Here is a 13,902-nt window from a genome sequence, read left to right as displayed (position 1 = left end):
GCCCGAGATGGCGGCCGCTAGGGAGGCGGGGCAAGATGGTCGGGCCATCAGTGACAGAATGGCCTGACTCCAGTCGATCGTTCGGGAGCCGGAAACGCGGATGGATATCACCGATTTCTACGATACCTTCTTTGAAGAAGCAGAAGAGCTTTTAGCGGACATGGAGCGCTATCTTCTCGAGCTCAATCTCGAGGAGCCTGATGCCGAGCAGCTCAACGCCATCTTCCGAACCGCCCATTCGATCAAGGGCGGCGCCGGAACCTTTGGCTTCGAGGCCTTACAGAAGACCACGCACCTCTTCGAGAACCTGCTCGACCATGCCCGGCATGGCGAACTGAACCTGCGCCGCGACATTGTCGACATCTTTCTGGAAACCAAGGATATGCTGAACGATCAGCTCACGGCCTATCGCAATGGCGAAGAGCCCGACCAAGAGGCGTTCGAGCGCATCTGCAAGACCCTGCAACAGCTCGCCGAGGAAGAGATCAAACAGCGTGGCAATGGCGGTTCCAAGGAGCCCGCAGCCCAATCTCAAGGGCAGACAGCCGACCCCCCTGTTGAGGAGCATGGGGAAGAGGCCGCAGCGGACAGTTTGCTCATCGCACTCCTCGGGATCAGCGAAGAGAATCGCGTCCTTCTGGTCGAGGAGCTCGATCAGTTCGGGAAGATTATCGCCCAGTCCGGGGATACGAGCCGATACGAGGTCCAGCTCCAGACGACGACCAGCGCAGCCGATATCGAGTCGGTCATGTGCTTCATCATCGAGCCTGAACAGATCGAGATACGGACCTTGGCCGCATCGGATATGCTGTCCGATACGGCGGCGAAAACGCCTCCATCCGAGACCGCTGAGACCGTCGAGACCATTGCCGCCGCTGAGCGCATCGCAGCGCCCGAGGCGGCCGCTGAGCCAACCGCGGCATCGAATGCCACTGAGGTCGTCAAGCAAGCGCCGCCACCAAGCCCGCCATCAGCCCCCACAGCGAGCGAGCCGAAAAAAGCCGCCGGCAAGCCCGCTGCCAAGACGAAAGGTGCAGCGGAGTCGTCCTCGATTCGAGTCTCGGTCGAGAAGGTTGATCAAATCATCAATTTGGTCGGCGAGCTCATCATCACCCAATCGATGCTGGATCAGACCGTCAGCCAGCTTGACGGCATCAGCAACAGCGCGCTCGTCAATGGCATGAGCCTACTGCAGCGCAATGCCCGCGATCTGCAAGAAGCGGTGATGTCGATCCGCATGATCCCGATGGATTTCGTCTTCAGTCGCTTCCCGCGGGTGGTTCGCGAGACCTCAGCCAAGCTGGGCAAAGAGATCGAACTGCTCACCGAAGGCGAATCGACCGAGCTTGACAAGAGCCTGACCGAACGGATCATCGACCCACTGACACATCTGGTCCGCAACAGCCTGGACCATGGGATTGAAACCCCAGCGGAACGCGAGGCCTTGGGCAAACCGCGCGTCGGCAAGCTGACCCTCTCGGCCAAACATCAGGGTGGCAACATCATCATTGAGGTGAGCGACGACGGCGCCGGCCTAAATCGCGAAAAGCTGCTCGCCAAGGCCCGTGAGAATGGTCTCAGCATCGCTGATAATATGACCGATAACGAGGTCTGGCAGTTGATCTTCGCAGCTGGATTCTCAACCGCCAAGGAGGTCACGGACGTCTCTGGACGCGGAGTTGGGATGGATGTCGTCAAGCGCAACATCCAAGGCCTCGGCGGAAACGTACAGATCATGTCGACTGCCGGGCAAGGAACGACCATCCGCATCCTGCTACCGCTGACCTTGGCGATTCTCGATGGCATGTCGATCAAGGTCGGCGACGAGATTTTCATCCTTCCGCTGTCGACGGTGCTGCAGTCGTTGCAGCCAACGAAGTCCGATCTCTACGAGATGGCCGGTGAGGATCTGGTGCTGCGGATGCGTGACGAGTACTTACCCGTGATCGCGGTGCATGATGCGCTGGACGTGGCCGGCGCTCAAACCGATCCACTGCGCTCCATTGCCGTGATCGTTCAAGGCGAAGGGCGACGCTATGCCCTCTTGGTCGATGAGCTCATCGGCCAGCAGCAGGTGGTGGTGAAGAACCTCGAGACCAACTATCGCAAAGTGCCGGGAGTATCAGCGGCGACCATTCTCGGCGATGGCCGTGTGGCGCTGATCCTCGACATTGCCGGGCTCCACCAACTGAGTCAGAGCAAGAAAGCCGTCCGTCAACCGCGCCACCACAGATCCGCCCTACCCCTGCCTAAATCAACGGAGGTTGCCCTCTCATGAGTCGTCAAACGAGCGACGCCCTAGCTGCGACTGAGGGCGAGAACCAGCAGTTTTTAGTCTTCTCACTGGGCGAGGAGGAATATGCAATCGACATCCTCAAGGTGCAGGAGATTCTCGGCTACGAGAATGTCACACGCATCGCCAACGCCCCAGAATTCATTAAGGGCGTGACCAATCTGCGCGGGGTCATCGTGCCCATCGTCGACCTGCGCATCAAATTCCACCTGGACAAGGTTGACTACGACGGCCAGACCGTCGTGATCGTGGTCAACGTGTTCGACCGCATCGTCGGTATCGTCGTCGATGGCGTTTCAGACGTGATGACGTTGACGCCGAATCAGATCAAGCCCGCCCCTGAGCTCGGCATGAGCCTGTCGTCAGACTTCCTCAAGGGGCTTGGCAGCCTGGAGAATCGCATGCTGGTGCTGGTCGATATTGACCGGCTCCTGACCAGCAAGGAGATGGCCTTGGTCGAGCAGGTCGAACAGACCGAGCAGGTCGCCGAGTGAAACCATGCCCGAGGCGCTATCCACCGCCAACCTGTCCACCGCCAACCTCACCATCGCCAACAAGGTTTGCGGAGCACGCCTAGCAAAGGCGCTGCCTGGTGGCTTGTAACCATGACCATGCGAACAAGCTGGACGCTGGTGCTTGCCGCCTTTCTCTCGCTGATCGCCGTGCTCAGCCTGATCCTGCTCTTTGTGCTCGATCAGGCCGCAAGCACCATCGGTCTACTGGCCCCGCAGGCGGGCGATGTCGGCATCCAATCGCAGCGGACCTTTGCGGCGTTGGCTGGGAATCTTCGTCTCCTCGTCGGTGCCGTGCTGACCCTGGCCCTCTTGGTCGCCGCGATCGCGCTTTGGGGGGTGACGGCAAATGTTTTGCGGCCCTTGCAAAAGGTCGTCGCCGGCTTCGACGCCATGGCCTACGGCGATCTTTCCGTCCCGCTCGAACGCTTTGGCCGGAATGAGCTTGGCCAGCTGAGCGCGGCCGTCAGAGGTCTTCAGCAACGGCTGTCGCAGACCGTCGCCCTGGTGCGAATCAGTAGCGATGCCGTCCATCGTGGTGCAAAGCATATCGCCATCGGCAACAACGACTTCTCAACCCGAACCCAACAGCAGGCCGCGAAGCTGAAACAAACAGCATCGCAGATTGCGGCCCTAACGGCCTCTGTCAGGCAGCATGCCGAGCATGCACGCCAAGCTCGCCACGTCACCGAAAGCGCAGCGCGCACGGCGAGCACCAGCAGCGAAACCGTTGGCGAGCTGGTCTCGATCATGAACGAAGTGAGTCAAGGCGTGCAACGGATGAGGGAAGCCGTCAAGCTCATCGACACCATTGCCGCCCAGGCGAATCGTGTCGCACTGCTGGCCTCCGTCGAGGCGGCGCAGGCTGGCGACGGTGGTCATGGCTTTGGTGTGATCGCCGGTGAGGTCCGAGGGCTATCCAAGCGCAGTGCCGACACGGCGCAAGCGATCCGATCGCTCATCGAGGCTTCGACAACCGGTGTCAACGCTGGACTCGAACAGGCGGGTCGGGCGGGACGCTCCATCGATGAAACGGTCTGCGCCGTCCAACAGGTCAACAGCCTCATGGATGGGATCACATCGGGGTCCCGGGACCAAAGTCAGGGTATTGAGAAGATCAAGCGGGCGATTGCACACATGGATCAGTTCACCCAGCATAATGCCGACCTGGTTCGGCAGGATGCGAAGGCAGCGGATCAGGTTGAAGCCGAGGCAGATCGCCTGAAAAAGGCGGTCTCCGTCTTCAGGCTGGCCCCCGAGGTTGAAGAGGGATTTGCCGCCAATCGCTACGACGAAGCTGCTGAATGGATGCAAACCTTGACCCCGGACGATCTCGACTCGGCGTTTCGTCGCAAAGCCAAGCGCCGACGTGCCGCCTAGGGGGCCCTCGCTGCCTGCTGATCGGCAATCTGGCGAACCCAAACCAGCAGCTCGGCGATGACCTGGTAGAGATTCGGCGGAATCCGTTCATCGAGGTCCAGGTTCATCAGCAGCCCAACCAGCTCGGGAGCATCATGGACATAGATGCCTTGTCGCTCGGCCTCTTCGATGATGCGCTCAGCGATCTCGCCATATCCCTTGGCGACTACGCGCGGCGCCTCATCACCCTCCCGATAGGCGAGCGCGACGGCACGGCGCCGTTCGTCGGGGAGCGCTTCGCTCATGTCAGCGCCTCTGAGCCTAACGCGGACTCGGACGCTGACGCGGAGTCTGACTCAGGGGCAGGCTCGGATTTGGATTCGGGCAGGTCATGGTGAAGGCGGACTTGGACATTGGCGAGGCCCAGCGCGCCAAGACGCGATTTGAGCTGCTCGACGCCTTCGGCCAACGCAAACCGAACGTCCGGATCTTGGGCCGCAAGCTCGAGCTCGAGGCGCGCCTCCCCTAGCCAGAGTTTGACGCCAACCTCGCCAAGCCCCGTCACCTGCAAGGTCATATTTGAATGCCACTCGTTCGATCCGGACTCCTCTTGGCCTTGTTGCTCCTCCTCGGATGACCCTCGCTCATCCCGTTTGGCCGGCGGCTGTATCATCAGCGCCATAAAGATCCCGGTCCAGACGTCGCCCTCCCAGCGCAGCACCGGCGTCGCCAAGAGTTCGAGCTGATGGCGGACGACACCCTGCAGGCTCTCATGGATGACTTCACCCCCACGCAGACGCGCAGACTGCGTCGCGATTTCCAGGTTCAGGGCCTGCTGTTGCGCAGCTGCACTACTGTTGTCGCGCGCTTCGGCACCTGCCAAGCCCACAGGCGCGCCGGCAGGACCTGAGGGCTGAGCCGGCCCCACGGCTGATCCCTGGCCCGGTGCGGCACCCGGTGCAGCGGGGGCTCCTGATGAGGAACCTAGGGAGAGGCTTGCCCCAGCGGGAGTCCCTGGCGCTGCCGACTGCGTGCTCGAACCGGCTTGTGGGAGACCTGCTGTTGCCTCCCCGACCCGCGATAGACCAAGCAAGAAGGCTGGCAAGCTGGTTTTTAAGGGCGTTGGCGGTAGCGCTGAGGATGCCTGAGTGAAGCTCAAGGATCGCAACATCTGCGGCTCACGCAGGAGCTGCTCGCGCGATAGCTCGCCGCGAAACCAACGCGACAGATGGGACTCGTAGAACAGTCCGCTATCGCGCACCGACGACTGTAAACGGTCGGCGACCTGTGCAGGCGGCGGATGCTCAGTGGTCGGGAACAGGGGCTGCGCGACACGAACCGCAGAGGAAGGGGCTGGAAACCGCAACATCAGATCAGCAATCGAGCGCGCCGTAGGGGTAAAGCTGGTTTGTGTCGACGAGGGTGCTGACTTGTTGCCAGCCGGCTGTCGAGCCTGGGCAGCGCGTTCGTCCTGGGGTGCTCGCGCAGTCTCTCTGACCGGGGCATTGTGGCGCGCATCGAGCCGAGAATCACTGCGAACAGCAGATGGCGCATCCGTCGGCGTCATCGGCTTGACCGGCTGGTTGAGGTCACGGGGCGGTGGCGTATCGACCCGCTTCCCCAACACTTGATGCATCAGGGTATCGATCAGGGTATTGATGCCACTCACGTCGACGTGAAGCGCTGAGCGGCCTCGATGACCTCCGAGGTCCCTTGATAGAAGCTGTAGGTACGCGACAGGGCAAGCTGATGCCTTGAGCCCAGGATCATCTGTGTGAGCGCTTCCCGGCGCTCCATTAGGCGTTTGCGGATCTCCTGATCCTGTTCGACAAGTTGCTCGAGCAGTTCGATTTTGCGGTTGTTCACCTCTTGATCGAGGATCATCTGCTCATCATCCAAACCGCGCAGCGTTTCCATCTGCTCCAGATAACGGCCCTGGAGAGCGATCAGCGCCTCCCAGTCAGCCTCGCGCGCCGCGTTGAGCATGCGCGCCGAGCAGGTTAAGAGACACTCGTAGGCCTGCAGCAGTTCTTGCTGCCGGGATGAAGCCTCTAAAGGCGTCTGGCGAGTCAGGGAGACAGTCAACTTTGTTCAGCCCGCAGCTGCCTGCGTCTGCTGATCGCCGATCTCACGCCATGCGACTGCAACACCCTCCAGTAAGGCCTCCGCCTCATCCAGACTCTTTTCATCATTATGCAAATTCGCAGCCAGCAACAGACGGCTGATGTAATCGTACAGCGATGCCAAGCGTTCGGCGATCTCCCCGCCATGCTCCGCATCCAGAGCAGCCGCTAGACCATTATTGACAATGTCAAGGGCCTTGGAGATGGCCTTGCCTTTTTCTGGAATATTCCCGCCTTGCATCTGAAGTCGGGCCGCCCGAATCGAGGCGATAGCGCCGTCGAACAGCAGCACAATGAGTTGATGCGGGCTGGCCGACATGACCCCGCTTTCGACACCAACTCGCGCATAGGCCCCGGCCCCTCGGCCGTAAGCTGTTGCTCCGCGCATCACATTCATAGTTTCAGATCCCCGGTCTTCATTTTTGGCAGACGATTTAGGCTTTCTTTCGATAGTTGGTCATCATTGAGTTGAGGGCTTCGAACTGTTGCGTCAGATAGGTGCTGGTCTGATTCATCTCGGCAATCATCGAGTCGAGTTTCCCGAATTGCGTTCGATAGCGCGCGATCTCCCGCTCAATCGAGACCTCCATGCGTGCGGAGCGTTCACTGAGGCTCGTAATCCGCGATTCCACGCCGCTTCGAGCGTTCCCTAGCAGGCCGCGATCACCGAGCATCTGGCTCAACATGTCGCTTAGACCTCCGGCGAAGCCAACGTCCTTGCTCTCGCCGGCAAAGAAGCTGGTCAAGGCCTCGCGGTTATTGACGATAGCGTCATCGAGGGCCTCTGCATCAACCTCAAGCCTGCCGTCACGCTGCAGGCTGATGCCGAGATCGGATAGGGTCCGAATCTCACCCTCAGACTGCGCGCCGCCAAGCGCAGAACGCAAGCGCGATTCGATGGTACGCAGCGCACTATCGCCGAGCAGCTCGCCAGCGGTGCTAGTGTCGCCATCGAATTTGGTCAGGTCGCTCTTGGTCGAGTGGAAGGCGTTATAGGCGTCGACGAAACCGTTGACCGCATCGCGCACGCCACGATTGTTGCGCTCGACGAGGACAGTCGAATCGCCTTCCTCGGCGATGCTCAACGTCACACCTTGGATCGCGCCTTCGACCTGATTGCTCTGGCTGCTGATGTCGATGCCATTGACGGTTAGGGCCGCATCCTCGGCAGCGACGGTTTCCCGCATGCCATCGTACGGTTCAACGTAGCCACCATCCGGCTCCTCCGTGAAGTTCAGGCGCGCATCACCACCCGTAAAATTGATCGATTGGATCGCCGCATTGGTGCCGGTATCGTTCGTCGCGAGCACAAGGCGATAGGGATTGTCCTCATCACCATCGTTGACGATGCTCGCAGTCATCCCAGAGCCTGCGGCATTGATGCTGTCGCGGATAGCCTCGAGGCTAGAGCCCTCCTCCACCGTCACGCTAAGAGGATCAGCGTCGCCGGCCTGGATCGTCATCGTTCCGGCGGAAAAGGTCTCCCCCTTGGCGAAGCCACCGGTCGCGATACTCTGGGCGCGCGCCAGCGTAGTCACGCTGACATCGTAACGCCCTGGCACGGCGTTGGAATTCGCCGCCGAGGTAATGCTGGTGCCCTTGACCGAGCTGGAGAGGCTCTGGAATAGCTTCGAATCATTCAGCTTGTCGGCGGCTGTTTGTAGCGCCGAGAGCGACCCTTGTAGCTGACCGTAAGCGGATAGCTTGGCTTCCTGCGCCGCCTTCTGTTGGGCAATCGGCTGAAGCCGACCGCGCTCGGCGTCGCGTAGCTGATCAAGCAGCCCGTTGAGATCGAGACCTGAACCGATGCCGAGTGATGTAATGGTAGACATGACGACTCCTTAACTGATGTCCTGGGAATGTGCTTAGCTGACCAAGATGCCCGCCCTGCCTGCGGGCCGCCTTATGCCCTGCGGGCCGCCTTATGCTTAGGGCTTTATGCTCAGAGCTTTATGCTTAGGTTAGTAGGATTATCGGCAGATGCCATGGGGACTTTAGGCCGAGACTGGATCATCCGATCAAACTGTGATCAGGTTCAAAGCGGCACCACGACCTCCTCCAACGGCTTGCCAAGCCGCAGCACCGCCGCGTCACGCAGCACCTCGCCGAGCGCGTCATCCGGAGGTTTGGCGGTGTCCGTGAGCTGCACCTGCACCGGCTGGCCCTTGGCATCGAGTCGCTGAATCCAAGCCAGTTGCCCTGCCTCGAAACGGACCAAGGTGCCAATCGGCAAACGTCCGAAGAGATTGAGATAACGCCGGACCCAGCGCTGATCGAAGCGGTCGGACTGGCTGACCAGGTGCGCATAGATTTGGTCCATGCTCCAGGCCGGACGATCGGGCCGATCTCGGCGCATGGCATCGATCACATCGACGACCATCGCCACACGAGATAACTCGCCCAGCTGCTCGCCCCGCAGACCCAGCGGGTAGCCGCTCCCATCGAGCCGCTCATTGATCTCCATGACCACGCTCTTCAACACGCTGCTCGCCAACCATTGGCAGCTCTCAAAGCTCGGCCTGAGCTGCTCGACATGGGTACTCAGCAAGGCGCGCTGCTCCTGATCCAGCGCTGTCGCGGCGCGGAGACCATCGGGCAGAAATACCTTGCCAAAATCATGCACCATTGCGCAAGCCGCCACCGCCTTGCAGGCATCGCGCGGCATCTTGCTAGAGACCGCGAGGTCGAGCAGGCCAACGGCAACCGCCAGGCAATGACGCACCAAAGCGGCCTCTTGAAACAGACAGCGGGCTGCGAACAAGACCGCTTCGCGATCCTCCGCATGCAGTACCAGGAGACGATCCGCGTGCCTGGACAGCTGGACCGAGTCCAACCGATGTTCATTAGGTAGCTCGAGCAGTTGCGCATCCAAGTAACCTGCCACACGCGCAAGTCGTTTGGTCATGGGAGTGGCATAGCGTTGCGCATTGCGTCTGGCTACCGGCGGCGGCGCTTTGGGATCGGTCTGGAACAGCAACGACCGCAGCAAACCCTCGGAACCACCGGCTGATTGGCGCGCCGTTTCACGTTCGATCTCACGCACAAAGAGCCACAGCTGACGCTCCTGCTCGATCGAGGGCGTATTGAACCGAAAGCCCACGCAGATGACTTGCCGCTCGACATCGATGCTGTAATGCTTTGCCTCCCCCTGGATGGCAAAACGCGAGCCGTCGGGGAAGCAGAGCTCGATCTCAAGCGGTAGGGAGGAGGCCAACATGTTCGCACTTGAGACGGGCATTTCGACCATGCAGCCGTCCAGCGAGAGATTTTTGAGATCCCCCTGAGAAGTCGTACCCTCTTCCTGGTCGCGCAGGATGGCGCCGACCTCCATCCCCAGCCGCAACTTCGCGCGGAAGTTTTCGCGCCGCTGCAAGACCTCTAAATGGAAGGGATAATCACAACGGCACCTCAGGCGTCCCTGCTGCTGCTCGCAGGACTTGCACACCAAGACCGGGGTGCGCAACATCATCCCGTTGGCCTCACCAACCAAACGAAACGGACGCCCACGCTGAAGCGGCCCTGCCAATTCGCGGATCGCGCTGATATCGAGCAGCAGATGATCCCCAAATCGTTGGTCGGCGACCAGCACCGGCAGGGCCTTGCCTTCAGAATTCTCGAAGACCAGGGACGCGCCGCCGGGCGCACTCAGTTGACCCAGCAGCGCTTCGATCTCGGACGGCTTATGCACGCTCGTGTAGCCGTCCTGCGGTTCTTTCATAAGATTTCCCACCTCGCTACGGACTGGTCGCTTGAGCAACGCGCTGTCAACGCCTGGCATCGCTGCTCTATCACTGCACTTATCGCTGCTCTAGCTGCTCTATCGACTCAAACTGCCCCGCCGGCGAAAAGCGTAATCGGTAGATACCGTGCACGCCATCACGCGTCACCACATGGCGAAGCGCGGCAGCCGGAAACACAACGCGTCGGCCATCAAGACTGCGCGTGTAAACATGCTCAGCCCGACCCTCATAGTGGCTCAGGCAGGCATCGGGAGAAAGCTCGATGATGACATCGACGCTTGGCATGGTGGCAGTTTGTTGCTTGGACTCGAGAAAGATCGCCGACCCGCCCTCATGATGATATCTTGATGCCGTTGTCGACGCGAAATGCACCGACCGATTGATCCACGTCAGCCCGTTTTGTTCAAGCGCGCCGGTGTTTGGACGATGATTGTAGAAGAAACCTCTGCTTAGGAGGTGGCATGGCAGTTGCGTTGCCCTGGAGTACAGTGCGTTATGAAACTGACGATCAAGAGCCGCTTGGCGTTGTTGATTTTTATCCTCCTCGCCTTCCTGCTCATCGTCGGCGGCTTGGGCATCAATGGCATGCAAGCGTCGAACCGTGCACTTGAGGGCGTGTACGAGCAGAATCTGGTTCGCTCGCAGGAACTTGGACAGATCGAGTCCTTGGTCCGAAACATCATGATGGAGCTTTTCCTGTCGTCCCAGCATGCGCCTGAACTGGCGGTGAGCGCACTGCACGATCACCCGGTCACCATGCACGCGGACAGCATCGAACGCGACCAGAAAACGCTCGCTGGTCTCTTGGACGACTACCGGGGGGCGATCATGAGCAGCCAAGCCCAAGCCCTCGTCGAACAGTTCGATGCCCTGTATCAAAAGCTTGACTATAACGCGGTGCAGCCAGCCGTGGAACTCTACGCGGACGGTGAGTTTGCCGGCGCTGATTTTGTCGTCTTCATCGAGGGGTTGCCGGTCTATCGTGAGCTGAGCCAAATCCTCGGTCAGATGCTCAAGCTCGAGCAGCAGACAGCTCTGACAGCCTTCCAAAGCGCCGAGGCCAACTCGCTGTCGATGCGCAACCTGATGATCGGCGGTCTTGTCGTTGCCGTGATCCTGGGCGCCCTGCTTGGTTGGCAGATCATCCTACGCATCACTCGGCCACTGGCTAACGCCCAGCAGGTGTTCCTCGAGATGTCCCATGGCAATCTGACCAACCGCATCGATAGCCATGGCAAAGACGAGGTCGGCAAGATGATGTTAGCGCTAGCCGATACCCAGGATAAGCTGCGGGATCTGATCATCAACATCCAAAGCTCGGTGGAATCGATCTCCACCGCGGCCACCCAGATCTCGACGGGCAACACCGATCTGTCGCAGCGCACCGAGCAACAGGCCTCAAGCCTCCAAGAAACCGCGAGCAGCATGGAGCAGGTGGCCTCAACCGTGAAGCACAACACGGACAATACCGCCCAAGCCAACCAGCTCGCGACTCAGGCCAACACTTCGGCCGGCGCGGGTGGTGAAAAGGCCGAGCAGGCCGTTGGGAAAATGCGTGAGCTGACCGAAAGCTCCGAGAAGATCAGTGGGATCATCTCCCTGATTGACGGAATCGCCTTCCAGACCAATATCCTGGCGTTGAATGCCTCGGTCGAGGCCGCACGCGCTGGCGAGCAAGGACGCGGCTTTGCCGTGGTTGCCCAAGAGGTGCGCAATCTCGCCCAGCGCTCAGCGGATGCCGCCAAGCAAATCCAAGATTTGATCGCACTGAATGGCGAGGTCGTCCAGCAAGGCCGAGTGCTGGTCGAGGCCGTTGGCGAGTCAATGAATGAGATCGTCACGCACAGCGCGAAAGTCTCGGAGCTCATGGACGAGGTCAACCGGGCCTCCAACGAGCAGACCATGGCCATCGACCAGGTGAGTGTTGCGATTAGCCAAATGGATGAGGTGACTCAGCAAAACGCGGCCTTGGTCGAGCAAACGGCGACCGCCTCCGCCTCGTTGGAAGAGCAATCGCGTGAGCTCGCTGATGCGGTGGCCTTCTTTAAAGTGGGCAAATCGTCCAGGACGAGCAACCCCGCCGCCGCACTTCCGTCAGCGAACCCCCCACCGAAACGCTATACTTCTTCACCTGCGGCACTCGCGGCTCCAGCGCCCAAACCCAGCCCAAAGACGCCAGAGCCCGCCACCCACAGCGAAGACGACTGGGAAAGCTTTTGATGTACCTGGAATAACACTCAGGTTCTCGATCTGGAATTGAGGATCATCCCGTGATCAACATGCCTGCTGTCAGCCCAATTTCTTCGATCCCCTCCACCGGGAACCTGGTGAACGGCAGTGTGACCCCCAATAGCCCTGGGTGGCGTCCGAGCATTGATGGGGCGAAGACAGCTCTAGGACAAAGCCAGTCAGATGGGGCAACCAGCGCCACCGAGGAAACCGCGCGCGTAGACCCTGTCGGCGAAACTGCGGCGAGCAGCAAGACGCAACCCAATGCCCTGAGCGAAGAGCTCTCGCCACAAGAGCTGCGTCTCATCGATCAAATGAAGCAAACGGATCGCGAGGTGCGGCAGCACGAACTCGCGCATCAGATTGTCGGCGGCCCCTATACTGGAAGCGCTCAGTACGAGTATCGGATTGGACCTGATGGCCAGCGTTACGCCGTGGCTGGCAAGGTCTCGGTTGACTATGGCCCTGTCACTGGCGACCCCCGGGCCACGATCGATAAGATGCAGATCGTCATCAGTGCCGCCCTCGCGCCCGCTGACCCCTCGCCGAGCGATTATCAGGTTGCGGCACGAGCCCGGCAGTACCTGCTGATGGCCCAGCTCGAACTCAGTCAACAGCAAACAGAAACCGTCAACATCGCAATCCCTGAAAGGGCCGCGGCCAATGATGACGAGTCAGAAGCTATCCCGCTGAGTCGAGACCCTCGCGTCGAAGAATACAGCCGCATTGCCACCACGACAGGCCAGGGTGCCGAGGTAGCACAGGCGATCCTACGGAGCGTCGCCTAGCGAAGATGACGCCGGGTCTGATGGCTTCAGCCTGATGCCCATCGATAGGCACCGATGGGCAGGAAAAGCTGAATCAATTCGCATCCGGACCGAGTCCCGCCAAGGTCTCCTCAGTCACTGGATTGCGCTCTACATCCAGAATGCGCCCGCCAATCCCTGCAGCCCGCCGGGTGAAGGCAACCATGGTATCGGGACTACGGGCTAAGCTGCGGGAATTGATAAATTTAATCAGGATGGATACGCCGTCAACCGGCGGATGTCCATCGGCATCCAGATGCAATGGCGGTAAGGTCCCCGGTGAGGAGGCGTTTGCGACGGTCAGTGGATAACCTTCGGGGCCGGGTGGGATATGGTAGATACCGAGTGCGGCCTCATAGAAGGCATTGGTGTCCTTGAGCAGCTGACCAAGGGCTCGATTCGTCTCAGGCCCAGGCTCATCGAAAACCACGAAGAGATAGCGTTGCGTCTTGTCGGCGTATTTCTTCTTGCGTTCTGCTCGCGTCCGTGCCTGCCCTGAATTAGCCGACTTGGCGGGTTGCGATGCCGCCGACAGCTCGCTCGCCTCCTGATCCTCGTTCTCATCCTCACCTTGGACGTCTTCATCTCGATGCTTGAGAACCGAGAAATAGAAGACCGCTAGGGCGACTAAGCCGAGAACGGCGGCGGCAGACGCCAGCAAGATGGCAAGGCTGGTTTCATTCATTCAGCTACTCCTCGAAGGATGGGCTATTGTTGCAGAAACAGGCTCCTTCCTCCATCAAAGCTTAACCCAAAAAAAACGCCTTAGCTGCCCATTTGGCGACGCGCGATGCAGGCTCGCCAACAGCAACACAGCCAGCCACCAGACAGGGATGCTTT

13 protein-coding genes are annotated in these 13,902 nt (G+C 60.0%); 5 read left to right on the top strand and 8 right to left on the bottom strand.

Annotation, left to right across the window (positions count from 1 at the left end):
- The first annotated feature begins 100 nt into the window (after nucleotides 1-100).
- From cheA to VBE63_RS07470, 3 genes are all read left to right on the top strand, one after another.
- Nucleotides 101-2,278, top strand: a complete 2,178-nt coding sequence (cheA, locus tag VBE63_RS07480; RefSeq protein WP_323682387.1) for a chemotaxis protein CheA — start codon at nucleotides 101-103, stop codon at nucleotides 2,276-2,278.
- A complete protein-coding gene (locus VBE63_RS07475) occupies nucleotides 2,275-2,787 on the top strand; it encodes a chemotaxis protein CheW (RefSeq protein WP_323682386.1) in 513 nt (170 codons plus the stop codon). Before cheA ends, VBE63_RS07475 begins: the two co-directional genes overlap by 4 nt.
- Nucleotides 2,788-2,898: 111 nt before the next feature.
- Nucleotides 2,899-4,185, top strand: a complete 1,287-nt coding sequence (locus VBE63_RS07470) for a methyl-accepting chemotaxis protein (RefSeq protein WP_323682385.1) — start codon at nucleotides 2,899-2,901, stop codon at nucleotides 4,183-4,185.
- On the opposite strand, the gene VBE63_RS07465 is transcribed toward VBE63_RS07470, so the two are convergent.
- From VBE63_RS07465 to VBE63_RS07435, 7 genes are all read right to left on the bottom strand, one after another.
- Complete coding sequence (locus tag VBE63_RS07465; RefSeq protein ID WP_323682384.1) at nucleotides 4,182-4,469, bottom strand: EscU/YscU/HrcU family type III secretion system export apparatus switch protein; 288 nt, start codon at nucleotides 4,467-4,469, stop codon at nucleotides 4,182-4,184. The genes VBE63_RS07470 and VBE63_RS07465 overlap by 4 nt on opposite strands.
- Nucleotides 4,466-5,833: a flagellar hook-length control protein FliK gene (locus VBE63_RS07460; protein ID WP_323682383.1), complete on the bottom strand. Its 1,368-nt coding sequence runs from the start codon at nucleotides 5,831-5,833 to the stop codon at nucleotides 4,466-4,468. The genes VBE63_RS07465 and VBE63_RS07460 overlap by 4 nt, the downstream gene beginning before the upstream one ends.
- On the bottom strand, nucleotides 5,830-6,249 hold the full coding sequence (locus tag VBE63_RS07455; protein ID WP_323682382.1) for a flagellar protein FliT: 420 nt from the start codon (nucleotides 6,247-6,249) through the stop codon (nucleotides 5,830-5,832). Before VBE63_RS07455 ends, VBE63_RS07460 begins: the two co-directional genes overlap by 4 nt.
- A 6-nt stretch (nucleotides 6,250-6,255) precedes the next feature.
- Nucleotides 6,256-6,684, bottom strand: a complete 429-nt coding sequence (gene fliS, locus VBE63_RS07450; protein ID WP_323682381.1) for a flagellar export chaperone FliS — start codon at nucleotides 6,682-6,684, stop codon at nucleotides 6,256-6,258.
- A gap of 37 nt (nucleotides 6,685-6,721) precedes the next feature.
- Nucleotides 6,722-8,119 (bottom strand): flagellar filament capping protein FliD, encoded by a 1,398-nt coding sequence (gene fliD / locus VBE63_RS07445; RefSeq protein WP_323682380.1) that lies wholly within the window; start codon nucleotides 8,117-8,119, stop codon nucleotides 6,722-6,724.
- A 203-nt stretch (nucleotides 8,120-8,322) separates the two neighbouring features.
- Entirely contained in the window at nucleotides 8,323-10,005 is a 1,683-nt protein-coding gene (locus VBE63_RS07440) for an HD domain-containing phosphohydrolase (RefSeq protein WP_323682379.1), read from the bottom strand.
- Between the two features lie 79 nt (nucleotides 10,006-10,084).
- A complete protein-coding gene (locus tag VBE63_RS07435; protein ID WP_323682378.1) occupies nucleotides 10,085-10,312 on the bottom strand; it encodes a DUF2835 family protein in 228 nt (75 codons plus the stop codon).
- 210 nt (nucleotides 10,313-10,522) lie between these two features.
- Between VBE63_RS07435 and VBE63_RS07430 the strand changes: the two genes are divergently transcribed.
- A complete protein-coding gene (locus tag VBE63_RS07430) occupies nucleotides 10,523-12,247 on the top strand; it encodes a methyl-accepting chemotaxis protein (protein ID WP_323682377.1) in 1,725 nt (574 codons plus the stop codon).
- Nucleotides 12,248-12,306: 59 nt separating this feature from the next.
- The gene (locus VBE63_RS07425; RefSeq protein WP_323682422.1) at nucleotides 12,307-13,044 is read left to right on the top strand and encodes a putative metalloprotease CJM1_0395 family protein; all 738 of its coding nucleotides are present in this window, start codon (nucleotides 12,307-12,309) and stop codon (nucleotides 13,042-13,044) included.
- A gap of 73 nt (nucleotides 13,045-13,117) precedes the next feature.
- Here the strand turns inward: VBE63_RS07425 and VBE63_RS07420 are convergent, their stop codons facing one another.
- A complete protein-coding gene (locus VBE63_RS07420; protein WP_323682376.1) occupies nucleotides 13,118-13,747 on the bottom strand; it encodes a cell division protein ZipA C-terminal FtsZ-binding domain-containing protein in 630 nt (209 codons plus the stop codon).
- Nucleotides 13,748-13,902: the final 155 nt, after the last annotated feature.

The sequence above is a fragment of the Lamprobacter sp. genome, from assembly GCF_034860625.1.
GTDB lineage: Bacteria > Pseudomonadota > Gammaproteobacteria > Chromatiales > Chromatiaceae > Lamprobacter.
This window is presented reverse-complemented; position numbering and strand designations above follow the sequence as displayed.